Source organism: Nonomuraea composti (genome assembly GCF_012034275.1).
Classification (GTDB): domain Bacteria; phylum Actinomycetota; class Actinomycetes; order Streptosporangiales; family Streptosporangiaceae; genus Nonomuraea; species Nonomuraea composti.
The window spans coordinates 1-21658 of the sequence record NZ_JAATEP010000010.1; the positions used below are offsets into that span (position 1 = coordinate 1).

At 74.3% G+C, this 21658-nt stretch carries 26 protein-coding genes; 4 read left to right on the plus strand and 22 right to left on the minus strand.

Features of this window, described 5'->3' with window-relative positions; genetic code table 11:
• A partial coding sequence (locus HCN51_RS15895) for an FAD-dependent oxidoreductase (RefSeq protein ID WP_168010395.1) occupies positions 1–1582 on the minus strand: 1582 nt, incomplete at its 3' end.
• A 395-nt stretch (positions 1583–1977) separates the two neighbouring features.
• On the opposite strand from HCN51_RS15895, the gene HCN51_RS15900 reads away from it, so the two are divergent.
• On the plus strand, positions 1978–2535 hold the full coding sequence (locus HCN51_RS15900; RefSeq protein ID WP_168010396.1) for a TetR family transcriptional regulator: 558 nt from the start codon (positions 1978–1980) through the stop codon (positions 2533–2535).
• Positions 2532–3578 (plus strand): NADPH:quinone reductase, encoded by a 1047-nt coding sequence (locus HCN51_RS15905; protein WP_240972894.1) that lies wholly within the window; start codon positions 2532–2534, stop codon positions 3576–3578. Before HCN51_RS15900 ends, HCN51_RS15905 begins: the two co-directional genes overlap by 4 nt.
• A gap of 14 nt (positions 3579–3592) precedes the next feature.
• Here the strand turns inward: HCN51_RS15905 and HCN51_RS15910 are convergent, their stop codons facing one another.
• The 3 genes from HCN51_RS15910 to HCN51_RS15920 all read right to left on the minus strand — a co-directional run bounded on the left by HCN51_RS15910 (position 3593) and on the right by HCN51_RS15920 (position 5239).
• Positions 3593–4234: an NAD(P)-dependent oxidoreductase gene (locus HCN51_RS15910; RefSeq protein ID WP_168010397.1), complete on the minus strand. Its 642-nt coding sequence runs from the start codon at positions 4232–4234 to the stop codon at positions 3593–3595.
• A 173-nt stretch (positions 4235–4407) separates the two neighbouring features.
• Positions 4408–4632: a P-loop NTPase family protein gene (locus HCN51_RS15915; protein ID WP_168010398.1), complete on the minus strand. Its 225-nt coding sequence runs from the start codon at positions 4630–4632 to the stop codon at positions 4408–4410.
• Between the two features lie 28 nt (positions 4633–4660).
• Entirely contained in the window at positions 4661–5239 is a 579-nt protein-coding gene (locus tag HCN51_RS15920) for a TetR/AcrR family transcriptional regulator (protein ID WP_168010399.1), read from the minus strand.
• Between the two features lie 108 nt (positions 5240–5347).
• On the opposite strand from HCN51_RS15920, the gene HCN51_RS15925 reads away from it, so the two are divergent.
• The gene (locus HCN51_RS15925; RefSeq protein WP_168010400.1) at positions 5348–6127 is read left to right on the plus strand and encodes an SDR family oxidoreductase; all 780 of its coding nucleotides are present in this window, start codon (positions 5348–5350) and stop codon (positions 6125–6127) included.
• Between the two features lie 15 nt (positions 6128–6142).
• Here HCN51_RS15925 and HCN51_RS15930 read toward each other — a convergent pair whose 3' ends face one another.
• The 10 genes from HCN51_RS15930 to thrC form a co-directional block, all read right to left on the minus strand.
• On the minus strand, positions 6143–6535 hold the full coding sequence (locus tag HCN51_RS15930; protein ID WP_080038802.1) for a VOC family protein: 393 nt from the start codon (positions 6533–6535) through the stop codon (positions 6143–6145).
• A complete protein-coding gene (locus tag HCN51_RS15935; RefSeq protein WP_240972895.1) occupies positions 6535–7152 on the minus strand; it encodes an SRPBCC family protein in 618 nt (205 codons plus the stop codon). Before HCN51_RS15935 ends, HCN51_RS15930 begins: the two co-directional genes overlap by 1 nt.
• On the minus strand, positions 7149–7502 hold the full coding sequence (locus tag HCN51_RS15940) for an ArsR/SmtB family transcription factor (RefSeq protein ID WP_080038799.1): 354 nt from the start codon (positions 7500–7502) through the stop codon (positions 7149–7151). The genes HCN51_RS15935 and HCN51_RS15940 overlap by 4 nt, the downstream gene beginning before the upstream one ends.
• Positions 7503–7550: 48 nt before the next feature.
• Positions 7551–8159 carry a CbiQ family ECF transporter T component gene (locus tag HCN51_RS15945; RefSeq protein WP_168010401.1) on the minus strand — a complete coding sequence of 203 codons (609 nt, stop codon included), beginning with the start codon at positions 8157–8159 and terminating at the stop codon, positions 7551–7553.
• Positions 8156–8833 carry an energy-coupling factor ABC transporter ATP-binding protein gene (locus HCN51_RS15950; RefSeq protein WP_168010402.1) on the minus strand — a complete coding sequence of 226 codons (678 nt, stop codon included), beginning with the start codon at positions 8831–8833 and terminating at the stop codon, positions 8156–8158. Before HCN51_RS15950 ends, HCN51_RS15945 begins: the two co-directional genes overlap by 4 nt.
• Positions 8833–9966: a thiolase family protein gene (locus HCN51_RS15955; RefSeq protein WP_168010403.1), complete on the minus strand. Its 1134-nt coding sequence runs from the start codon at positions 9964–9966 to the stop codon at positions 8833–8835. The genes HCN51_RS15950 and HCN51_RS15955 overlap by 1 nt, the downstream gene beginning before the upstream one ends.
• Before the next feature lies 1 nt (position 9967).
• Positions 9968–11377 (minus strand): class I adenylate-forming enzyme family protein, encoded by a 1410-nt coding sequence (locus tag HCN51_RS15960; RefSeq protein WP_168010404.1) that lies wholly within the window; start codon positions 11375–11377, stop codon positions 9968–9970.
• A 7-nt stretch (positions 11378–11384) separates the two neighbouring features.
• A complete protein-coding gene (locus HCN51_RS15965; RefSeq protein WP_168010405.1) occupies positions 11385–11984 on the minus strand; it encodes a biotin transporter BioY in 600 nt (199 codons plus the stop codon).
• 93 nt (positions 11985–12077) lie between these two features.
• Positions 12078–12725 carry a DNA/RNA non-specific endonuclease gene (locus tag HCN51_RS15970; protein ID WP_168010406.1) on the minus strand — a complete coding sequence of 216 codons (648 nt, stop codon included), beginning with the start codon at positions 12723–12725 and terminating at the stop codon, positions 12078–12080.
• Between the two features lie 156 nt (positions 12726–12881).
• On the minus strand, positions 12882–13946 hold the full coding sequence (gene thrC, locus HCN51_RS15975; RefSeq protein WP_168010407.1) for a threonine synthase: 1065 nt from the start codon (positions 13944–13946) through the stop codon (positions 12882–12884).
• A gap of 64 nt (positions 13947–14010) precedes the next feature.
• Here thrC and HCN51_RS62265 point away from each other — a divergent pair, with 64 nt between their 5' ends.
• Positions 14011–14826 (plus strand): SIS domain-containing protein, encoded by an 816-nt coding sequence (locus HCN51_RS62265; RefSeq protein WP_168010408.1) that lies wholly within the window; start codon positions 14011–14013, stop codon positions 14824–14826.
• On the opposite strand, the gene HCN51_RS15985 is transcribed toward HCN51_RS62265, so the two are convergent.
• From HCN51_RS15985 to HCN51_RS16020, 8 genes are all read right to left on the minus strand, one after another.
• The gene (locus HCN51_RS15985) at positions 14807–16369 is read right to left on the minus strand and encodes a carboxylesterase family protein (RefSeq protein WP_206067084.1); all 1563 of its coding nucleotides are present in this window, start codon (positions 16367–16369) and stop codon (positions 14807–14809) included. The genes HCN51_RS62265 and HCN51_RS15985 overlap by 20 nt on opposite strands.
• A 99-nt stretch (positions 16370–16468) precedes the next feature.
• Positions 16469–16996, minus strand: coding sequence for a GNAT family N-acetyltransferase (locus HCN51_RS15990; RefSeq protein ID WP_168010409.1), 528 nt, complete (start codon positions 16994–16996; stop codon positions 16469–16471).
• A gap of 41 nt (positions 16997–17037) precedes the next feature.
• Positions 17038–17604 (minus strand): helix-turn-helix domain-containing protein, encoded by a 567-nt coding sequence (locus tag HCN51_RS15995; protein WP_346433663.1) that lies wholly within the window; start codon positions 17602–17604, stop codon positions 17038–17040.
• Positions 17601–18974 carry a hypothetical protein gene (locus HCN51_RS16000; RefSeq protein ID WP_346433664.1) on the minus strand — a complete coding sequence of 458 codons (1374 nt, stop codon included), beginning with the start codon at positions 18972–18974 and terminating at the stop codon, positions 17601–17603. The genes HCN51_RS15995 and HCN51_RS16000 overlap by 4 nt, the downstream gene beginning before the upstream one ends.
• Before the next feature lie 289 nt (positions 18975–19263).
• Positions 19264–20094, minus strand: a complete 831-nt coding sequence (locus HCN51_RS16005) for a hypothetical protein (RefSeq protein ID WP_168010411.1) — start codon at positions 20092–20094, stop codon at positions 19264–19266.
• Positions 20094–20648: an RNA polymerase sigma factor gene (locus tag HCN51_RS16010; protein ID WP_080038785.1), complete on the minus strand. Its 555-nt coding sequence runs from the start codon at positions 20646–20648 to the stop codon at positions 20094–20096. Before HCN51_RS16010 ends, HCN51_RS16005 begins: the two co-directional genes overlap by 1 nt.
• Before the next feature lie 61 nt (positions 20649–20709).
• Positions 20710–21003: a DUF6204 family protein gene (locus HCN51_RS16015; protein WP_168010412.1), complete on the minus strand. Its 294-nt coding sequence runs from the start codon at positions 21001–21003 to the stop codon at positions 20710–20712.
• Positions 21004–21005: 2 nt separating this feature from the next.
• Complete coding sequence (locus tag HCN51_RS16020; protein ID WP_168010413.1) at positions 21006–21644, minus strand: TetR/AcrR family transcriptional regulator; 639 nt, start codon at positions 21642–21644, stop codon at positions 21006–21008.
• Between the last annotated feature and the right edge of the window lie 14 nt (positions 21645–21658).

Genomic DNA, 21658 nt, shown 5'->3' on the forward strand with positions numbered 1-21658 from the left:
TGGCCCGGACACCGCCGCCCGCAAGGAGCTGCCGGGCCACGATGTGGCCCGAGCCGCCTCCGAGGCCGGCGCCGGGATGGGTGAACGCGCCGATGTGCCAGAGCCCGGCGATGCCCGTCCGGTGGCCGGTCCCGGTGCCGGGCCGCCACACGAAGCTCTGGTCGAGCTCGGCGGCGCCGCCGTACGGGTCACCGGCGACCGCGTTCGGGTTCGCGGCGAGCAGGGCGGGCGGCGGCAGGGCGACGGTGCCGCGGATGCTGTCGCGAAGACCGCGGGCGAAGGCCGCGATGCGATCGATCACCCGGTCCGTGTATGCCGCCACGACCTCCTCGCTCCACCCGCCGGCCACGTCGATCTCGCCCGCGGCGTCGCCACGGGGAGCGAACGGCAGCTCCTGGAGCTGGATCCACAACGTGCCGGCGCCCTCCGGCGCGCGGCTGGGGTCGAGCACCGTCTGCTGCCCGACGACGACCGTGGGCGCGGCGGGCAGCAGCCCGGCCTCGGCCTGGGCGCAGGCGATGCCGGTGCTGTCGGCGCCGTTCGAGATGTGCACCAGCGGCACCGGGTCCAGGCCGGCATCGCTCCAGCGCAGCCGGTCGCCGAGGGCGAGGTGGATCTGCATGGCGGCCCGGCCCGGCCGGTGCAACCGCGCCGCACGCCGCCCCTTGTCGGTCACGGCGTCACGGTCCAGCAGCCGCTCGTACAGATCGCCGGTCGAGGTCGAGGCCAGCACCGCCCTGCGGGCCGCGACCCGCCGGCCGCCGGCATGGACGGCGACCGCGCGCCCGCCGGCGACCTCGATCCGCTCGGCGCGGACACCCAGACGCACCTCGACGCCACGGTCGGCGAGCAGGCGCTCGAAGGCCGCGACGAACCGCCGCGCGCCGCCCTTCACCACCGGAAGGCCGATGCCGTGCAGGGTGGCCGCCATCACCGGCAGCATCAGGCCGCCGCCGGCGTGGTCAGGGCCCAGCCCGGCATGCAGCAGCCACGGTGTCCAGAGCTGGTCGGCCTCCCATCCGGTGAAACGCTCGCGGACGAAGCCGCGGCCGCTCTGCGCGGCGACCCGGGCCAGCTCCAACGCGCCGCTGACGCCCACGCCCCGCAGCGCGGTCGCGCCGATCCGCGCGAGGTCCGGGGCGCGCAGCTCCGAGCCGAGCACGCCGAACACGACGCCCGCACGCCGCTCGAACTCGCCGAGCATGGTGCGGTACGCCGCCCGGTCGTCGGCGTGGGCCAGCCGGGCGGCGGTCGCCGCCGGGTCCCGGTCGGCGATGACGACGCCGCGCTCGGAGATCGACGCGGTCACGGCGCCATCGGTGTTGGCGTACTCCAGGCCGCGCTCGTGCAGCGCCGCGCCGAGCTCGGCGTACGCGCCGCCCCCGACGAACAGCGGATGCCACGAGGAGAACGTGTCGTGGACGTGCCCGGGGATGGTCAGCTCCGCAGAGTCCATGAACCCGCCGAGCCGGTCGCGCGTGTCGAGCAGCACCACCGTCCATCCCGCGCCCGCGAGCTCGGCCGCGGCCACCAGGCCGTTGATGCCCGCTCCGATCACCACGGCATCGGCTTCGTCGTTCACCGTTCACCCCCGAGTCGTCATCGTCCGGCGCGGGTCCAGGTCTTCGACCTCCGGCCCCTGCTCCATCTGGACCCGCCGCACCGGCGCGCGGCATGCTCCAGCCGCTCCAGCGTGATCAACGGGACGGCACCGCCCTGGGACAGGCGGGAGCGGGAGGTGGTCCCTGCTCGCACCACTCTGGCACCCCAGTCAATCGCGCTGAATGCAGATCCAGTCCCATGATGGCGGCACCTTTGGCCCTTCTTCGCGCAATGTCCTGATGTCGTCCGTCACGTGAGGGTTTCGGGTTCGCCCCCTTCGCACCCGGGCGTGGCTCCTGGGCCCCATCAGCGTGCCGATCGCGTTCTGCTAGATTGCCCACAAACAGAAGGGCCATTCTTTTTGTGGGAGGTGTGGTGCCGCGACTCACCGACGCGCGCAAGGAGCTCCGGCGGGCCCAGATCGCCGACGCCGCCGTGCGCTGCTTCGGCCGCAACGGCCTGGCGCAGACCTCGATCGCCGACATCACCGCCGAGTCCGGCCTGTCGGCCGGCTCGATCTACGCGCACTACCGCAACAAGGCCGAGCTGGTCCGGGCCGCCGCCCGCGAGGTGCTCGCCAAGCGCGCCGGCGTCCTGGGCGAGTACGCGGCCGCCGACACCCCGCCCGGCCCCGACGACCTGCTCGCGCTCCTGGTCGCCGCGATCGACCCGGCCGAGGCCCGGGTCGGCGTGCAGACCTGGGGCGAGGCCACCACGAACCCTGACATCCGCGACATCGTCGTCGACATGACCGGACGGATGCGCGCGATGCTGCACGACTGCGTCACGGCCTGGCTCGTCAAGGTCGAGCACCACGACCCGGACGCGGCCCGGGAGCGCGCCGCCCCCATCGCCCACCGGCTCATGGCCCTCTACCAGGCCGAGCTGCTGTACGTCGCTATGAGAACACCGGACCAGGAGGAAGAGGCATGACCGTCGCCACGAGGCAGGCGCGCATGAAGGCCGTCGTCTATGAGGACACCGGCGGCCCCGAGGTGCTGCGGTTCGTCGAGCGTGACCTGCCCGAGCCGGGCCCCGGCGAGGTACGCGTCCGCGTCGCCGTGTCCGGGGTCAACCCGACCGACTGGCAGGCGCGTTCGGGCTCCGGCCACGCCAAGCAGTTCGCCGAGATCACGCCGCACCTCGACGGCGCCGGCACGATCGACGCGGTCGGCGAGGGGGTCGACGGGAGCCGGGCCGGCCAGCGGGTCTGGGTGTTCATGGCCGCCGCGGGGCGGCCCACCGGCACCGCCGCCGAGTTCGCCGTCGTGCCCGCCGACCGGGCCGTGCCCCTGCCCGAGCAGGCCGGCTTCGATGTCGGCGCCGCGCTCGGCGTCCCCGCGCTCACCGCGCACCGCGCGCTCACCGTCGCCGAGGACGGGCCGCGGCGGCTGCGGCCGGGGGCGCTCGACGGCGCCGTGGTGCTCGCCGCGGGCGGGGCCGGCGCGGTCGGGCACGCGGTGATCCAGCTCGCCCGCTGGGCGGGCGCCACCGTGATCAGCACGGTCAGCGGCCCGGAGAAGGCGCGGCTGGCCACCGCCGCCGGGGCGCACCACGTGGTCAACTACCGTGAGGGCGACCCGGCCGCCGAGATCCGCGCGATCGCCCCGCACGGCGTGGACCTGGTCGCCGAGGTGGCGCTGGGCGCGAACCTCGCGCTGGACCTCGCCGTCCTGCGTGCGCGCGGCACGATCGCGACCTACGCCAACGACGGCGGCCGGCCGGTCGAGCTGGACGTGCTGCGCAACATGGTGCTGAACACGCGCCTGCAGTTCCTGGTGCTCTACACGGCCGGCCCGCAGGTGATCGCCGCGGCCGTCGAGGACGTCTCCGCCGCCCTGGCCGACGGCGCGCTCCCGGTCGGCGAGGAGCACGGCCTGCCGCTGACCCGCTTCCCCCTCGACCGCACCGCCGACGCCCACCGCGCGGTGGAGGCCGGCGCTGTCGGCAAGGTCCTGGTCGACATCGCCCCCTGAACGCCCGCGCCGCTTCAGGAGGCGACCGAGACGACGTGGCCGACCGACGTACGATCGCCGATCAGCTCCAGCATGCAGTCGGCCACGTCGGCGCGGGTGGTGGACAGCCCGCCCCGGACGCTCAGGTCTCTGGCCGTGCGGTAGGCGCCGGTACGGCCGGCGTCGGTCAGGCGGGCGGGCCGCACGATCGTCCAGTCCACCCCGGTGCTGCCGCGCAGCAGCTGTTCGGCCCTGGCCAGGTCGGCGTAGGAGTGACGGAACAACCGCTGGACGATCAGCGGCTTGAGCACGTACCGCGTGAACGGCCCGTCGCCGGCGTCGGCCTCCAGCCCGGCGGCGCTGACCATCAGCAGCCGCCGCGCGCCCTCCCGCCGCATCGCGGCGAGGATGGAGGTGATGCTGCCGGTCTGGACGGTGGTGGGGCCGCGTTCACGCGAGCCCATCGCGCTCAGCACGGCGTCCCGGCCCGCGACGGCGGGGGCGATGGCGTCGGGGTTCATGATGTCGGCCTCGAGCACGTCGAGGCGGTCACGCAGACCGGCGGGCAGGCGGCCGGCGTCGCGGACGACGGCGGTGACGTCGTGGGCCCGCTCCAGCCCCTGGCGCAGCAGCTCCAGCCCGGTGCCGCCGGTGGCTCCGAAGACGGTGATCTTCATGCGCGTCGCCTCTCAGACAGGTTGGTAAGTGCTCACTCACCACCTTAACGCCCTCCTCTGTCGGCTGGCCCACGGATACACCTGGCATGAGAGCGTCGAACAATGGCAGGTGTCGCGTTCGCGTAGTTACGGAGATCTGTGTGGCATCGCCCGGGCCTTGGATGCCGGCCGCCTCAAGGCCCTCGCCGGCTCCTGCCGGGCGCCACGACTCCGAGCTCCAGCTCCAGCAGCCCCCGGATGGCCGTCAGGGTCGTGGTCTTGGCGGCGTCGTTCGGGCCGGCGATGCCGCAGGACGTGCCCGGCGGGACGCTGAGGCTCAGCCGGTCGACAGCGGGCACGGGTCCGGATCGCTGGGTGAGGTCGGCGACCTCGATGGCGGGGGCGAGGAGGTCGTGCACGTCCTTCTTTCCTGAGGTTCTCGCGAGGTCAGGCGGGCGCCTGCTCGGCCAGCGCACGGGCCAGCCCCACCACGATCTCGCGCCGCCGGGCCACGGCCCGCTCGGGGTCGGGCTCGTCGAGGATGAGGCGGCGCAGCTGCGGCACCGCGAAGTTCCACGCCACCAGGCCGAGGATGGTGAACAGCCAGTCCTGGGCCGTGGCCCGGTCGGGCAGGCCGGCGGTCAGGAGGCCGTCGACGTGACCGCGGTAGGAGTCCTTGCGCTCCTGCTCGCCCTCGACCGGGCCGCCGCCGGCCTCCAGCGCCTCCCACAGCAGCAGGCGGATCAGCTCGGGGTGCTCGTGGTACCAGTCGTAGAGCTGCCCGACCGCCTCGGGCAGGGTGCGGGGGTCGAGGCTGACCGCGTGGCAGATCTCGTCCAGCTTGGCGCGGACGACGGCGCCGAACAGCTTCTCCTTGCCGCCGTAGTACAGGTAGATGGCCTGCTTGTTGGCGCAGGCGGCGGCGGCGATGCGGTCGACCCTGCCGCCGGCCAGGCCGTGCTCGGCGAACTCGGCCGTGGCGGCCTCGAAGATCCGCTGCCGGGTGGCCTCCGCGTCGTAGGTCATGCCGCCAATTAAACCATCCAGTTGACTTATTGACCGCCTCTGCGCCATGGTGGTGCCCATCGGCTAAACCAACTAGATGGTTTATTTCGCTTCAGAAGGAGAACCGCCATGTCCACGACCCTTGCTCCCATTCCCGTCACCACCCCCATGCCCGCCGCCCTGGAGGGCCGCACGGTGGTCGTGGTCGGGGGCAGCTCCGGTATCGGGCTGGCCGCCGGCGCCCTGCTGACCTCCGTGGGCGCCCGCGTCGTGCTCATGGCCCGCGACGCCGGCCGCCTGGCGTCCGCCGTGGACCGGCTGCGCACGGCGGACGGCGCCTCCGTGACCGGCGTCGCGGGCGACGGGACGGATGAGAGCGTCCTGGAGCAGGCGCTCGACCAGGCGGGCAGCGTGGACCACGTCCTGGTGACGGCGGGCGGCTTCGCGGGCGGGGCGCTGCTGGACACGCCGCGCGAGCAGGTGCGCGAGACGGTGGAGGGGCGCATCTGGGGCGCGTACGACGTCGCCAGGGCCGCCGCCCGCCGCCTGCCCGCCGGTGGCTCCCTCACCTTCAGCTCCGGCCTCTACCTGACCCGCCCGATCCCCGGCGCGTCGGCGGCCATCGCGAGCATCGGCGCCGTCGAGGGCCTGACCCGCGCCCTGGCGGTGGAGCTGGCGCCGCGGCGGCTGCGCGTCAACGCGATCAGGTACGGGGTCGTGGACACGCCGCTGTCGCGCGGCGCGCTGGGCCTGGCCGACGACGCGGCTGTGGCGGCGGCCGGGCAGAGCGCGCCCCTGGGACGGTTCGCGACGGCGGAGGAGGCCGCCTCGGCGGCGTTGTTCCTCATGGCGAACAACTTCGTGACCGGCACGGTGGTCACGGTGGACGGCGGCCAGAGCCTCATCTGACCGGAAACGGCCCGGTCAGGGCAGGTTGAGCTGCCAGGAGACGCCGAAACGGTCGTTGACCCAGCCGAACTTCCTGCTGAACCCGTACGAGCCGAGCGGCATCAGCGCCTGCCGGTCCTCCAGCAGCGCGTCGTAGAGGCGCTGGAGCTGCTCCTCGCTGTCGCAGTCGACGAACAGCGACATCGACGGCGTGAAGGTGAAGCCGTGGACCGGGGGGCTGTCGATGCACATGTACTCCCGGCCCGCCAGCGAGAACGTGGCGTGCTGGATCGTGCCCTCGGGCCCGTCCTCGCCGGGGCCGTAGCGCTTGACGGAGACCACCTTGCCGTCGTCGAACAGCGACACGTAGAAGTTCATCGCCTCCTCGGCGTCGCGGTTCTGGAACATCAGGAACGTGGTGATCCTCATCAGGACTCCTCCTTCTCCGGGGCGTAGAACGCGTTGATCCTGGCGACGGTCTCGTCCACCACGTCGTCGGGGGCGCCGGCGGCGCGGTGGGCCTCGCCCCAGGAGCGGGCGCTGCCCAGGATGTAGGCGCGGCCGTCCTCGGTGAGGTGGAAGGTGGCCTCGTCGACCTTCTCGCCGCCCTCCAGGTGCAGGGCCAGGCCGAGCAGGGCCAGGTCCCAGCCGACACCGGTCGCGCCGGGGCCGTACTGCGACCAGAACTCCTCGGGCGGCTCGGCGGTGTGGACGAGCTCGAAGCGCGTGCCGCCGTCCTCGGCGGCCAGGCGCACCTCGACCTCGGAGAAGCCGGGGTCGGGGCCGAACAGCCAGGAGACCTTGAGCAGGCTCGGCGGCTCGCAGCGCAGGATCTCGCCGCCGGCGTTGCCTTCGAGCTGGTACGTGCCGCCCAGCCGCAGGTCTCCACTGATGGGCATGAACCAGCGGCTGAGCCGGTCGGGGTCGGTGATGGCCTGCCAGACGTCGGAGACCTCGGCGTCGTAGTGGCGGCGCAGCACGACGCTCTTGCGCTTGCCGTCGATCAGCTCACGATGTGCCCGCGTGAGATGGTCGATCATGTTCATGGTTCGTCCTTCGTCTCGTTGGTGATGCGGCGTTCGCGCTTGCCCCGGGCCAGCTCCGTGGCCAGGGCGTCCAGGCGCTGCTCCCAGAAACCCCGGAAGCGGTCCAGCCAGAGGTCGACCTCCCGCAGCGGCCCCGGCTCGACGGCGTACAGCCGCCGGGTGCCCTCGGCCCGCACGCTGGCGAACCCGTTGTCGCGCAGCACCCGCAGGTGCTGGGAGACGGCCGGCTGGGAGATGCCGAACTCCTGCTGGATGACGGCGGTGACCTCGCCGGAGCTGCGCTCGCCGCCGGCGAGCAGCTCCAGGATCCGGCGGCGGACCGGATCACCGAGGACGTCGAATGCGTGCACGACCAGCAGTGTTTCAACCACTGCTTATATAAGTCAAGCCTGGGATAACTATAAGTCGTCGAAGCCGCGCGCGCTCAACGCCTCGCCGAGCGCGTCCGCGTGCCGCAGCGCGCCGACCACCAGCGGCACCGCGAACGCCCGCACGCTGCGCTCCACTCCCCTGGCCCGCTGCGCCTCCCTGACGCGGGCCGCCAGCGCGGCCACCACCGGCACACTGCGTACGGTCAGCGACAGCAGCAACGACAGCCGGAACGGGTCCAGCCCCACGAACCTGGCCGGCGACAGGCACCGCTCCAGCGCCCGCATCATCGCCGCGGTGCGGGTGGTGAGCGTCACCAGCCCCGCCAGCGCCACGGCCAGCACCACCCGCAGCGTCGTGGAGACCGCTCCGTCCAGGCCGGCGAAGACGAGTTGCATCACGAACAGCGCCGCCGCGAACCAGCGCACCGGCCGCACCTGCGCCCACGCCGCCGCCACGCCCACCCGCGACAGCGCGTACAGGACCACGACCACCACTCCCGCCCCGGCCAGGGCCAGGGGGGAGCCCAGCAGCACCAGCACGGTGCACGCCACGGCCAGGCCGGCCAGCTTGGCGCCGGCGGGCAGGCGGTGCAGCGGGGAGGAGCCGGGCACGTACGCGCCGGTCAGGGCGTTCACGCCATGAGCTTCCTGTAGTGGCCGATGGCCTCCTCCGGGGAGCCGTCGGCGACGACGCGGCCCTCGTCGAGCACCAGCACCCGATCGAAGCCGGCCAGCAGCGGCAGGTCGTGGGTGACCACCAGCACCTGCTGCGGCATCTCGCCGAGCAGGCCGGCGACCTGGCGCGAGTGGCGCAGGTCCAGCAGTGTGGTGGGCTCGTCCATGACCAGGATCTCGGGCTCCAGCACCATGACCGAGCACAATGCCAGGAGCTGCTTCTGCCCGCCCGACAGGTGATGGGCGGGATGGTCGGCGTGATCGGCCAGCCCGTAGCGGGCCAGGACGTCGGCCACGCGCCGCTCGACCTCCTCGCGTGCCAGGCCCTTGCGGCGCAGGGAGAAGGCGACGTCCTCGGCCACGGTGGGCATGACGATCTGCGCGTCGGGGTCGGTGAACAGGAAGCCGACGCCGCGCCTGATCTTCGCGGCGTGGCGTCGGGTGTCCAGGCCGAGCACGGTGACGCTGCCGGAGGTGGGCAGCGCCAGGCCGTTGACCAGGCGGGCCAGGGTGCTCTTGCCCGAGCCGTTGGCGCCGACCACGCCGACGCGCCGCTCGGTCAGGGAGGCGGTGACGCCGCGCAGCACGTCGCGCTGCCCGAGGCGGACGTGCACCTCGTCGAACTCGATCGCCATCACACCACCTCGAACAGCGCCGCCACGCCCATCCCGCCCCCGACGGCCGCCGCCGCCAACCCCAGGGTGCCCGGCGGGGCGCCGGCCCGGACCAGCCGGCTGAACAGCCGGGTCACCACGACGGCCCCGCTCGCGCCCCACGGATGGCCCAGCGCCAGCGCGCCGCCGCCGGCGCACACGCGCTCGTCGTCGGCGCCCAGCGGGTCGAGCCCGAGCGCGTCGGTGACGGCCAGCACCTGCGCCGCGAACGCCTCGACGATCTCCACCGCCGCGACCCGCCCCATGTCCACCCCCGTCCGCGCCAGCACCCGGCGGATCGCCGGCACCGGCCCCCACCCGGGCAGCTCCGGATCGCACCCGGCCACGGCCCCGGCCACCAGCCGCATCCCCGGCAGGCCCGCGCGCAGCCGCTCCGGCACGAGGGCCACGGCCGCGGCGCCGTCGCTGACCGGGGAGGAATTACCGGCCGTCACTGTACCTTCCCGGACGAACGCCGCAGGCAGGCGGGCCAGCGAGGCGGCGCGCAGCGGGCGCGGGCGCTGGTCGTCGCGCCGCTCCCCGATCGGGACGATCTCCTGCTCGAACAGCCCGGCCTGCCTGGCGGCCAGGGCGCGGGCGTGGCTGTGGCAGGCGTAGGCGTCCTGGCGGTCGCGGCCGATCCCGTACGCCGCCGCGAGCGCTTCGGCGGCCGGCCCCATGTCGGGGTCGGGATGGCCGGACGGGGTGAACGGCGCCCGCGCGTACGGCTCCGCGTCCCCTCTGAACGTGCGCAGCGGGGCGGTCGAGGCGCTCTCGGCCCCGCCCGCGATCACCAGGTCCGACGCGCCCGCCCGCACGGCCTGCCCGGCCAGCAGGATCGCGGCCAGCCCGCTGCCGCACTGCCGGTCCACCGTCAGCCCCGGCACCTCGTGCCCCAGCCCGGCGGCCAGCGCCGACACGCGGGCCACGTTCCCGCCCGGCCCCATGCAGTTGCCCAGCATCACGTCGTCGATCCGCCTGCCCGGCACGTCGGCGGCGAGGGCGGCGATCACGGGCGCGGCCAGCCGGTCAACGGTCAGCTCCTTGTACGCGTGCCCGGCCGTGCCGATCGGCGTGCGCCGGGCCGCCACCACCACCGGGATGTCGCCGCCCATGTCAGGCCAGCCGCCTGATCTCGGGGTCGCCGCCCGCCAGCCGGGCCGCCACCAGGGCGCGGGCCGGTTTGCCCGTCGGGTTGCGCGGCAGGCTCGGCACCACGAACCAGCGGCGGGGCCGCTGCGCCGCGTCCAGCCCGCCCCTGGCGGTGGCCTCCAGCAGCGCCCTGCGGGGCGCCGAGGTCTCCTGCGCCTCGACGACGGCCGTCACCACGGCGCCCAGGGACGGGTGCGGCAGCCCGACCACCACGATGTCGGCCACGCCCGGCACCTTCCTCAGCACCTCCTCGACGTCCTCGGGCACGACGGTGGCGCCGCCGGTCTGGATCGCGCCGTCGCCGCGCCCGCGCAGCCGCAGCACCTGCCCCGGCCGGTACGGCTCGGCGAGGTCGCCGACGGTCACCCAGCCGTCGCCGTCACGGCGCAGCGGCCCGGCGGCACCCGCCAGGTAGCCTTCGGCGAGCCAGGGCGAGCGGGCCCACACCTCGCCGAGCGGCGCCTGCGCGCCGGTGCGGGCCTCGCCGGAGCCCGTGCGGGCCCCGTCGGTGCGGGGGCGGACCTCGATCTCCACCTCGGGGAACGGCCGCAGCCCGCCGCCGTCGGCGTCCACGGCGACGAACGACATCTCGGTGGCCCCGTAGTAGGACACGACGCGCACCCCGGCCGCGTCGGCCGCCGCCCGCGCGCCCGGCTCGAGCGCCGCGCCGCCGACCAGGGCCACGCGGACCGAGCCCGGCTCCTGCAGCACGTCGGGCAGGCGGTGCGGCACCACGTGCACGACGCTCGCCCCGGCAAGGTGACCGGCCAGGGAGCGGCCGGCGGGCCAGCGGCCGGGCAGGATCGCGGTCGCGCCGGTGGCCAGGGCGTGCAGGGCGGCGAAGGCGTACAGGGAGGAGACCAGCGGGCCCGGCACCAGCACGACGTCGTCGGGGCCGATCCCGGCCAGGCGGTCGAGGTGCGTGTAGGAGCCGGTCCAGGAGGCGCGGGTGCGCACGATGGCGCGGGGGCGTCCGGTGCTGCCGGAGCTGAAGCACGCCCAGGCTAGGTCGCCGGGACGGGCCTCAGGGTGGGTGTCGTGCCCTGGTACGTGCGGGAGCGGTGCGTCGATGTGGGCCGCCAGGTGCTCGCCGGTGACCTGCCCCCACCGCTCGCGATCCCACGCGGGATCGCCGACCAGCGGCGTGGCGCCGGCCAGGTCGGCCGCCAGCACGGCGACCAGCAGCTCCACGGGATCGGCGGGCGCGACGGCGACCAGCGCGCCCGGGCCGAGGCCGAGGCGGCGCAGGTGCCGGCCGGCGCCCTCGATCCGGCGGGCGAGCGCGTCGTAGGTGAGCTCGGACGAAGGGCCGCGCACCGCGAGCCGGGACGGGCGCTCGGCGGCGTGCGACAGGACGTGTCGGGCTACGGGCATGGACGGGTCAACGCCCCCCGCCCGAGCGCAGGCGCTCCTGGTGCACGGCGGGCACCGCGTCGGGGTAGGCGCGCTGGGTGCCCCTGGCCACGAGGGAGGCGAGCACGGCCTTGATCACGTCGCCGGGCAGGAAGACGAGGCTGAGCCAGGCCGCCCGGCGGAGGGAGATCCCGGTGACGAGCGCCTGCACCGGAATGCCGAACAGGTAGATCACGCCCACGCCGCCCACCAGGCACGCCACGATGAGGCGGACGAGGCCGGGGTCGCGCCCGCCGCGCTCCACGAGCCACCCCGTCACCGCCGCGCCCGCCACCCAGCCGACCAGGTAGCCGGCCGACGGCCCGGTGAACACGCCGAGGCCGCCCCGCCCGCCGGCCAGCAGCGGCAGGCCGGCGGCCACCAGCACGAGCAGCACCACGACGGCCAGCGCCGCCCGCCAGGAGCCGAGGACGGCGCCGGCGAGCATCACCCCCATGGTCTGCAACGTGATCGGGACGGCGTTGCCGAAGACGTTCAGCGATCCGGGCAGGCCGAGTACGGCGATCAGCGCCGCGAACACGGCCACTCTCGCCAGGGTCCGCATCGCGAACCCGCGCTGTTTCCTCATGGGGTAGATCCCACACCACGATGGTCACGAGCGGGCATGGAGGTATCCCACAACATTGCGCCGAATCATCTGCGAGCGCACGATACCGGCCCTTCAGGTGGGATCGGAGCAGCGGGCGTCCCGGAACGCCTTGTCGATCCTGTCCTGCTCGGAGTCGAAGTCCTTGGCGGGCAGGGCGTGGTTGGGCAGGGTGAAGTCCAGCTTCCGGGAGGCCGACAGGGTGATGCGGATCTGGTCGGGGGCGAGGGTGGTGCGGTCGGGGTAGCGCAGGCGGACGCGGTAGTCGGTGACGGGGACGTCGCCGCGCAGGCAGGAGCGGGCGCCGTCCTCGACGGCCTTCATCAGGCCCTGGTTGATCTGCCTGCCCTGCATGGGGACGAGGTTGTAGCGCATCCCGACGCCGTCGAAGGAGGCGGCGATGAGGTGGCCGCCGTTCCAGTCGCCCTTGCCGCCCCAGTTGCCCACGGTGCTCTGGCAGTCGGTACGCTCGGCGGCCTTGTCCACGAGCTTCCTGGCCAGGGCCTCGACGGGGCGTCCTTGCTGGTCGGTGGTGAAGGTCTGCTGGTGGGCCTGGTAGGTGTGGGCGGGCCGCAGGTGGCGTTCGCAGGGAGCGGTGTCGGTCGCAGTGACGGGCGCGGTGACGGGCGCCGCCGCCGCGGCGGTGAGCAGCAGGGCGGCGGCGCTCGCCCGCCGCAGTGTGGGCAGCAGGGCGGGCAGCAGGGCAGGGGGAGGTGCGGGCACGGTGGCGTTCCTCTCGAAAGGGGAGATCGCCGGCGCAGGCGCGATAGGCCGATGGAGGGGCGTATGGCCTTATCGGCCGCCTCGTCGGCTTTGTCGCGACATTCGTGCCCGTGACCGAAGTCACGTAACGTTACCGAACGGTTACTTCTCGTTGTTTCAGGCGGCCAGGCGGAGCGCGCGGGCCACGTCCGCGGTCGCGGCCGAGGTCTCGACGGCGGTGTAACCGTCGCGCAGGGACGCGTCGAGGTCCTTCAGCCCGTTGCCGCTCAGCGTGATCACGATGCGCAGGCCCGCCTCCAGCCCGCCCCGGGCGTGCAGGTCGAGCAGGCCCGCCACCCCGGCCGCCGAGGCGGGCTCGGCGAAGACGCCGTCGCGGCGGGCCACCAGCCGGTACGCCGCGAAGATCTGCTCGTCGGTCACCGCGGCGATGAACCCGCCGGACTCGTCGCGGGCGGCCAGGGCGGCGTCCCAGGTGGCGGGGCTGCCGATGTTGATCGCGGTGGCCGCCGTGCGCGGCCGCGCGACGGGCTCGCCGCGCACGAACGGGGCCGCGCCGGCCGCCTGGAAGCCCCACAGGCGCGGCAGCCGGGAGGACAGCCCCGCTTCGCGGTAGTTGCGGTAGCCGCCCCAGGTGGCGGTGATGTTGCCGCCGTTGCCCACCGGCAGGCAGTGCACGTCGGGCGCGTCGCCGAGGGCGTCGACCACCTCGTAGGCCACGGTGCGCTGCCCGGCCAGGCGCAGCTCGTTGCCGACCGAGTTGACCAGCGCGATCGGGTGGTGCGCGGCCAGCTCGCGGGCCACCCGCAGGCAGTCGTCGAACGTGCCGTCGATCTCGACGATCTCGGCCCCGTACCGGACGGCCTGGCTCAGCTTGCCCAGCGCGACGCCGCTCCTGGGCACCAGGACGGCGGCGCTCAGCCCGGCGCGGGCGGCGTAGGCGGCGGCCGAGGCGCTGGTGTTGCCGGTGGAGGCGCAGATGACGGCCCGCGCGCCGGCCTCGGCGGCCCGGCTGATCGCCACCGTCATGCCGCGGTCCTTGAACGAGCCCGTCGGGTTCGCGCCCTCGACCTTGAGCCAGACCTCGCAGCCGGTCAGCTCCGACAGGTGCCGCGAGCGCAGCAGCGGGGTGTTGCCCTCGTTCAGCGAGACGGAGGGGGTGTCGTCGGTGACCGGCAGCCAGCGCCGGTAGGGGCTGTCGATCAGGCCATGCCAGGTAGTCATGGCGGCACCGTAACATCCGTTTCGTATATTTCGTCAAACCGGGGGTGATGTAACATTTGTCATCGTGGAGAACGATGCGATCGCGGCCCGCCTCGGCGCCGTCTACCCCGAGCTGCCCCCTGGGGAGCGCGCCGTCGTCCGGGTGCTGCTCGACGACTACCCCTTCGCGGCGCTCGGCTCGCTGCGCGCCCTGGCCGAGCGGGCGGGGGTGAGCCCGCCGACGGCCTCGCGGCTGTTCGACCGGCTCGGCTACGACGGATTCGCCGCCTTCCAGGCCGCCGTACGGGACGGGGCGCGCGATCGTTCGCAGCTCCTGGAGCACGTCTCCGGCCCCTCCGGGCTCGGCCAGGCCGCCGAGGAGCTGCGCGCCGGGCTCGACGGCACCCTGGCCGCCGTGCCCGAGCCGCTGTGCCACAAGGTCGCCGTGCTGCTGGCCGGGGCGGGCACCGTGTGGGCGCTCGGCGGCCCGCTGAGCGAGCTGGCGGCCGACTACCTGATCCGCCAGCTCGCCAGCCTGCGCCCCGGCGCGCACCGCGTCCCCGACGGGGCGCCCGCCCGAGCCAGGACGGTGCTGGACCTGGGGCCCACCGACGTGGTCGTGGCCTACGACTTCCGCCGCTACTCCCCCGCCACCGCCCGGTTCGTGCACGCCGCCCGCGAGCGGGGCGCCCGGCTGGTGCTCGTCACCGACGCGTGGGGCTCACCGCTGGCCGCCGAGGCCGAGGTGCTGGTCAGCCTGCCGCGCGAGGCGAGCGGGCCGATCGCGCCGCTCGCCCACGAGATCGCGGTCACCGAGCTGCTGCTCGTCGCCACGGCCGCCCGGCTCGCGCCGGCCCGGCGCCTGGCCGACCTCGACCGGCTCACCCGCGCCCTGAGCTGACCGCCGCCCGGCCCGGCTCGGGGGTGGTGCCCAGTGCGGCCCAGAACGCGCAGTTGCTCGCCTTGGCCGTGTTCACCGTGCGGATGGCGCCCGGCGCCAGGCTCAGCACGTCGCCCGGGGAGCGGAAGCGCGGCCAGGCCGCTTGAGGGCGGCCGGTGGCGGCGAACGACGTCCAGAAGCCGACCATGGCGTCCGACAGCCGCCGCTGCTCGGCGTTCAGCCCGCCGCCCGGCAGCAGGCCGGGGAACAGGTACTCCAACTCCGAGGCGTGGTAGGCGCCCTCCTCGAAGCCGGGCACGTCGACCAGCGGCGGCGCGCCCCTGTCGGCGAACTGGTAGCCGTAGACCGGCACGCCGGAGCGGGCGAACAGGCCGAGCGCGTCCAGGTGCCCGCACGTGGCCAGCGGGGTGCCGAAGTCGGTCAGCAGGGTCGCGATGGCGATCCGCAGGTCGGGGAAGTCCGCCGCCGGGTAGCGGGCCAGGACGGCCGCCGCGTCGGCCCCGTACGTCTCGCGCACGAAGCCCTCGTACTGCTGCTCGGTGATCGGCTGCGGGTACTGCAGCGAGATGAACAGCCGCATCTCGTCGAGCGTGTTGCCGTGGACGACCGGCATGCGGTTGTAGCGCCCCGAGGCGATGGCGTCGCGCGGCTGGGCCGGCAGCACCGCATCGGCGCCGGCCACCGCGTACGGGTTCGGCTCCTGGTAGGACTCCAGCAGCGTCTTGACCGGCAGCGCGCGCAGGCAGGCGGCGTCGGAGCAGCCCACGGCCGCGGCGAAGGCGGCCCCGGCCGTCTCGGCCTCCGTCTCGGTCCTGGTGGGCCAGGCGCAGCTGTAGCTCTGCGCGATCGCGCGGTGGAACAGCCCGGCCGCGGCGGGCGAGGCCAGGTGGGCGCAGGTGTCGGCGGCGCCGGCCGACTCGCCGAACAGGGTCACGTTGCCCGGGTCGCCGCCGAAGGCCGCGATGTTGCGGCGCACCCAGCGCAGGGCGGCCTGCTGGTCGAGCAGGCCGTAGTTGCCGCTCTGGTAATGCTCTCCCGCCTCCAGGGCAGGGTGGGCCAGCCAGCCGAGCACGCCCAGCCGGTAGTTGACGGTGACGACCACGACGCCGCCGTCCACCGCCAGTTTGGCGCCGTCGTACGGGGCGGAGTTGCCGTTGAGGTTGCCGCCGCCGTGCAGCCAGACCATGACGGGCAGCCTGCCGGCGCGGCGCGGGGTGGTGACGTTGAGGTAGAGGCAGTCCTCGGCGTAGGTGGCCTGCGGGTTGCCGAAGGGGGACGCGGGTTGCGCGCACTGGCTCGCGAACGCGGTCGCGTCCCGCACGCCCCGCCACGACCTGGCCGGGCGCGGCGCCTTCCAGCGCAATGCGCCGACCGGCGGCTCGGCGTACGGGATGCCCTTGAACTCCCTGCGGTCCTTCAGCACCACGCCCTGGACGACGCCCTGGTCGGTGCGCACCTGGCCCGGCGGGCCCGGGTCGGCGGCGGCCGGGGTGGCGAGCAGGGTGGTGAGGAGCACAATCGCTGCTGCGGGAATGAGTCGCACGGAGATCTCCTTCCGGCGGAGCGCCCTGACCGTACACGTGTGGGCGCCCTGACCGTACACGCGGGTACGGCGCTCGCCTAGGGTGCCTCCCGGGGCGGGTCAGGCGGGTGGTGCCAGCCGTTTGTAGAAGAAGCTGCAGTCGCGCAGGGTGCCGTCGGGGGAGGCGGCATAGCCGGGGACGACGCCGTAGCGGGTCCAGCCGCCGGACAGGTAGACGTGCTCGGCGGTGCTGCCGGTCTCGGTGTCCAGGAGCAGCAGACGGGCTCCGGCGTCGAAGGCGGCCTGCTCGGCCGTGGCCAGCAGGGCGCGGGCCAGGCCCTGGCCGCGGGCGTCGCGGTGGACCATCAGCTTGACGATCTCGGCGCGGTGGCGGGCGTTGGCCTTGGCGGCCGGGATCAGGCTGACGGTGCCGGCCAGGACGCCGTCGAGCCGGCCCACCCACACGAGCTGGCTGCCGGCGGCCACCGCCGGGGCCTGGGCGCGCCACCACGCGGCGGCGCTCTCCTGGCCGAACGGCGTCACGAACCCCAGCGAGGCCCCGTCGTCCACGGCGTCGGCCAGCAGGGCGGCCAGCTCCTCGACGCACTGCTCGAACTCCTCGGCCGACAGGCGGGCGATGGTGCGCATGTGATCCCTTCTCACGGCAGGACGATTCACGTCAGGACGATTCACGGCAGGACTATGAAGATCGCGTAGCGGGCGGAGGCGGGGCCGGGGCAGCGGAAGCGGGAGGGCCCCCACAGGCGGAAGCGCAGGCAGTCGCCGGCCTCCAGCAGGTGCGTGCGGCCGCCGGTGGTGATCTCCACCACGCCCTCCAGCGCCCAGATGTGCTGCTCCATCCCCGGTACGGGCGGCGCGTCGTAGGCGATGTCGGCCCCGGGCCGCAGCGTCGCCTCGACCACCTCGCCGCGCAGCCCGGGATGCGGCGGGGAGAGCGAGCGGCGCACGAACCCCGACGCCTCGTCCCGCCACACCGGCTGCGCCCCGGCCGTGACGACCTGCGGCGGCTCCTCCTCGACCTCGGCCAGCAGCCGGGACATCGTCCGCCCGTACACCTCGCACAGCTTGCCGAGCAGGGCGGCCGTCGGGCTGATCTCGGCGCGCTCCAGCCGCGACAGCGTGGAGCGGCTGATGCCGGAGCGGCGGGCCAGCTCCTCCAGCGGCCAGCCCCGCTCGATGCGCAGCTCGGCCAGGCGGTCGGCGAGCCGGGCGTCCACATCGTCCAGATTTCTCACATCTGGGAGCGTATCCCACATCTGGGATGAGCGAGCGCGGCGGCCAGGCAGGCGACCGGGATCACGGGCAGCACGTACCGGTGGTCGAAGTCGAGAACCGCGACCGGGCCGACCAGCAGGCCCATCGCCACCGCCCACGGCAGCAGCGCCACCCGGGGCCGCCGGATGGCCGCGAAGGCGCCGAGCAGGAGGATCAGGCCCAGCACGGGGCCGCGCAGGTAGGCGGCGTACTGGTAGGCGATGAGGACGTCCGCGTACGGCGACACCGACGACAGGCCGCGGATGTCCGGGTCGTACTCCCGTTTGACCTTGTCGATGAGCGGCTGGGCGGGCAGCTCCCAGTGCCCGCCGCGGAAGCCGAAGGCCGGGGTGACGCGTTGCGGGTGCGGGATCGGGGTCCAGGAGAAGGCGATCGCGGTGTCGCGGACGACGTCGGCCAGGTAGTCCAGCGGCTGGGCGAGGATGGCCGCGATCGCGAACGCGCGGGCCTCGTCGTTGTGGGTGAAGCGGTCGCCGGGCAGCCGGTTGAGCGAGGCGCCGGGGGCCCACACGTACTCCGAGGCCGCGTCCACCGTCGTCCCGTTGGGGCACAGCGGCGCCAGGCCGGGCGGCGGCTGGATGCGGGCGCAGTCGGCGAACGTCATCGTGCGCGCCCACAGCGCGACCCCGTCGGCGCCGCTGATCGCGAAGCGGCCGTGGTGGGCGGCGTACCAGCCGGCGTAGCCGAGCAGGGGCAGCGTACCGGCCAGGGCCAGCGCCGCCAGGCGCCGCCAGCCGACCCGCTGCACGGCCAGCACGAGCACCACGAGCAGCAGCAGCGGCAGCGCGATCGTCCGGGTCAGCGCGGCCGCCGCGAACAGCAGGCCCGCCCCGGCGGCGGCGCGCGTGGAGGGCTTCGGCGACCACATCAGCACCGCCAGGCCGGCCACGACGAGGAAGATGAACTGCGTGTCCGACAGCACGCCGTGCTCCAGGCGCAGGAACGAGGCGTCGAACAGCAGCGGCACCGGCGCCAACGCGGCCACCCAGCCGGGCGCCGACCGGCGGCGCAGCACCGCGTACAGCAGCGTCCCCGTGGCCAGGCCGATGGTGTGCTGCACGGCCGCGATCAGCTCCACGCTGTGGAACGGCAGCAGCGCCCGCAGCAGCAGCGGGTAGCCGATGGGGTGGAAGGTCGCCGACGGGGCCGGATGCACGGCGGTGTCGAGGTAGGTGAAGGAGTCGTACCAGTAGAGCGTGGCCGGGCGGTAGCCGAGCATCGTCAGCACCCGCAGCGCGGCGGCCAGGACCAGCAGCACGGCGAAGACGCGGTGGCCGGCGGCGCGGCGGCGCAGCGGGGCGGGCAGGGGCACGCGGGTGGCGGTGAGCACGCGAGATCCGATCGTCGGGGCAGGACAGGACAGGGCAGGAAAGGGCAGGGCCGGGCTCCGGGCATGCCGGGAAGAGCTCACGGCTGTGGAGCCCGGCACCTGTCGCAGGCGGTGCAGGGGTGAAGCGCGCATGCCGGCGGAGGGCATGGCGGGGTGACGGGGGCGCGCGCCGTCAGTCGCGCGCGCCCCGGAGAAGGCTCAGGACGGAGCCGGGCTCAGTGACCCGGCTTGAAAGCAGCCAGGCTTGAAAGCGGCCAGGCCCGGCCACCAGGCTTGGAAGCGGCCGGGCTCAGCAGCCGGGCTGGGCCTCAGGGCCGCGCCGGGCGGCGGGCTCGGCGCCGACCAGCAGGAGCGCCTGGCCGTCGGCGCTCATGACGCCGTCCTGCACGTACCAGTCGCCGGGCGCGGAGGGACTGGAGGGCTTGCCGTAGGAGATGTACGACGGCGTGACGCCGCGCTCCCGCAGCAGGGCCGAGACCTCGGTGACGCTCTTGTTGACGAAGGCCACGCAGTGCAGGGGCTCGCCGGGCAGCGCGATGCCGGGCGGCATCTTGTACCGTTCGCCGGGCTGGGCCCGCCGGCCGAGCGTGATCTCCGCCTTCTTGTCGAAGCCGACCGGCACCTTCACCCCGATGGGGCAGCCGGCGAACTGCTCGCAGGGCCCCGGGGAGTCGATGGTGGTGATGGGGCCTTCGGCGGGCACCATCTGTCCCGCTCTGAGCCGGTCCATGTCGTTGATCACGATCAGCCGGCCCACCATGCTCGCGGACGTCGGCACCAGGTCGAGCGTGATGTCCAGCCCTCTGGCCCGCAGCTCGCGCTGGTACACCTCGGGCTCGGCCATCAGGTCCTTGACCGTGATCACGTAGTGGCCGTCCACCACCTCGATGTCCAGCGCGGCGGAGGCGGGCGCCTGGGCGACGCCGAAGGACAGCAGGGCCGCCAGCGTGCCCAGCACCGGCACGGCCGCCCACCTGCGCCGGCGGCGGGGCGCGGCGGGGGTGGCGACGGCGGGTACGGGGACGGCGGTGACCTCCTCGAACAGCTCCCTGGCGAGCGGCGTCGTGCCGGGGCCGGGGTCGGGCGCGATGCCGGCCACCAGGCGGTCGATCTCGTGCATCACATGGCCCCCTTCGTCATGGCGACGGCGCGCAGGCCGATGCGCGCCAGGTCCACGCCGGCCGCGTCGAGCTGCCGGGCCAGCCGTTTGCGTGCCCGGTGCAGCCGTAACCGGGCGTTGGCGCGCGAGCAGCCCAGGACGGTGGCGATCTCGTCGGAGCCCAGCCCCTCCCAGCCGGCCAGCGCGAGGATCTCCCGGTCGTCGCCGCTCAGCCGGCCGAACGCCTCCTGGACGCCGGCCATGCTCTCGCCCGCCTCGATGTGCTCGGCCCAGACGGCGAGCTGGCGGCCGAGGCGTTCCACCAGCTCGCTGCGGCGTGACTCGGCGCGGCGGCCGTTGGCCAGCACGCGGCGGGCCACGCCGAACAGCCACAGGCGCGCGTCCTGCCCCCGTGGGAGGTCGTCGAGGCGGCGCCAGGCGGTGGCGAACGTCTCGGCGAGGGCGTCGGCGGCGTCGTCGTGGGAGTCGGTCCGCCGCCGGATGTAGGCGAGGATGTCGGCGTAGTTGGCAACGTAGATCACCTCGAAGCGCTGCTTGCGGTCATGGTGTGTCACGCTGCCTGCTCTCATCCGATCGGTCCGACACCTCGTACGTGTCCGGACCCGGCGGATTGTTTCACCCTGATCTGCGGCGAATTTTGATGTCTCGCATGTCGGTCACCGCGACCTTCAGGATCTCGTGCGGCAGCCCGTACGCCTCCAGGGCCGCCATCGCCATCAGCGCCGCGTCGTCCTCGTCGTCCTCCGGCTTCCCGGCGGGCACCTGGCAGCGGAACGTGAACACCGACACGGTCGCGTCGTGTGTGAACGTGCCGGCCTCGGTGTAACCGGCGCCCGCCGCCGCCCGGACGGCGGCCTTGCCCGCCTCGTCGAGCCCCTTGAACTTGCCCCTGATCGTCACCCTGAACACGGTCACTCCCCTCGTACGGCATAGGCCAGGACCCGCTCGCCCAGCACGCTCTCGGCCGCGTCCAGCAGCTCCAGCACGGCGGCCGCGATCGTGCCGGGCCGCTCGCCCGCCGCCGTGCGCCGGCCGATCTCCGACAGCACCAGCGCGTGCAGGCAGCCGAGGTGCCAGGCGATGACGCGCGGCAGCGGATCGTCCTTCGCCGCGCCGGTCTCCTCGGCCAGCAGCTCGGCCAGCGCGTCGGTCATCTGCGCGCCCAGCGCCTCCAGCCGGGCGGTGAGCGTGGGCGCGGCCCGCATCATCTCCAGCACCCGCCCGAACCCGGCCGTCAGCCCCACCTGGCGCTCGCGTCCGCGCACCTCCCGGCGCAGGCGGGCCAGCACCGCGCCCGCCGCCGACTCGCCGGGGGCGCGCTCGCGCACGATGTCGGCCAGCCGGTGCGGGGACGCCTCCTCGGGCGGCAGCACCAGGTCCTCCTTGGCCGGGAAGTAGTTGTAGACGGTGTTCACCGACACCTCGGCGGCGGCGGCGACCTCGGCGATCGTGACGTTGTCGAAGCCGCGCTCCACGAACAGGCCGATGGCCACCTCGGAGATGCGCTGCCTGGTCTGGCGTTTCTTGCGCTCGCGCAGTCCTTCGGTCATGAAGGTGAAGCGTA